Origin of the sequence: Rahnella sp. Larv3_ips, assembly GCF_003697865.1 — a bacterium.
GTDB classification, from domain to species: domain Bacteria; phylum Pseudomonadota; class Gammaproteobacteria; order Enterobacterales; family Enterobacteriaceae; genus Rahnella; species Rahnella rivi.
The window spans coordinates 1-1,136 of sequence record NZ_MJIB01000004.1 but is presented as its reverse complement, the minus strand read 5'-3'; the positions used below and the strand labels follow the sequence as shown (position 1 = coordinate 1,136).

The window sequence follows — 1,136 nt, the reverse complement described above, 5'->3', positions numbered from 1 at the left end:
CTGAACATTGCACTGTCGCAGACTGAGGGCGTCACGGCGGTCATCGAAAACACCGCCGGTCAGGGCAGCAATCTCGGTTTCCGCTTTGAGCATCTGGCAAAAATCATTGAAGGTGTGGAAGACAAAAGCCGCGTTGGCGTCTGCATCGACACCTGCCACGCCTTCGCGGCGGGTTACGATCTGCGCACCGTGGAAGCGTGTGAAAACACCTTTAAACATTTCAGCGATGTGGTCGGATTTGAGTACCTGCGCGGCATGCACCTCAACGATGCCAAAAGTGAATTCAACAGCCGCGTTGACCGCCATCACAGCCTGGGCGAAGGCAACATCGGCAAAACGGTGTTCGGCTGGATCATGCGCGACCCGCGTTTCGACGGCATCCCGATGATCCTTGAAACGGTAGAACCGGAGATCTGGGGCGAGGAAATCGCCTGGCTGAAAGCGCAGGAAACCGCAGAGGCGGATGAGGCAGCGGCCTGATTCCGCTTAAAACCAATTCAAGGTCGTGGGCGTCGGCCCACACCGACCAGAGGGAGAATAAACCTTCTCCCTCTGGACTCCCGCGTTTTTTAAAACACGTGATCCGCGCGCTGGCTATGTTTCAGAAACTCCTCCTATTGCCGCAAAATCCCGCCGCTGCGCGGTGCCCTCCGCTCGGGTTACAACCCGCGCAAACAGACGCGCGGTTTTCCACCACTCCCTCCGGCGTGATTTTTGAGCGCGGCCAATGGCTATGTCATTCAAAAGATCATTGAGACTTAAGTTTTGAATTAAAAAGTCGAAAACGGTGCCTCTCCCTCCGGCGTGATTTTTGAGCGCGGCCGATGGCTATGTCATTCAAAAGATCATTGAGACTTAAGTTTTGAATTAAAAAGTCGAAAACGGTGCCTCTCCCTCCGGCGTGATTTTTGAGCGCGGCCAATGGTATTTCAAAGTGAAAGGCAGTTTATTCAGATTTGGAAAGGTGAGGTTGCGCTTTAAAAAGCCTCTGGCCGCGCTCAAAACGACGTCGAATGAACGGTGAGAAACCGCGAGGGGGTTTTTCCGAGCGGGTCCGAACCTGAAATGAGAGGACCGCGCAGCGGCGGCGTTTGCGGCAATAGCCGGAGCCGCTGGAATATAGCCTGCCAGCGGCA

Annotated in this window: 2 protein-coding genes; one reads left to right on the top strand and one right to left on the bottom strand. The window is 54.8% G+C overall.

The window, feature by feature from the left end:
• A partial coding sequence (locus ED901_RS25295) for a deoxyribonuclease IV (RefSeq protein WP_240993861.1) occupies positions 1-480 on the top strand: 480 nt, incomplete at its 5' end.
• A 387-nt stretch (positions 481-867) separates the two neighbouring features.
• Here the strand turns inward: ED901_RS25295 and ED901_RS25200 are convergent.
• The coding region (locus ED901_RS25200) for a hypothetical protein (RefSeq protein ID WP_205965069.1) at positions 868-1,136 on the bottom strand (269 nt) is incomplete at its 5' end.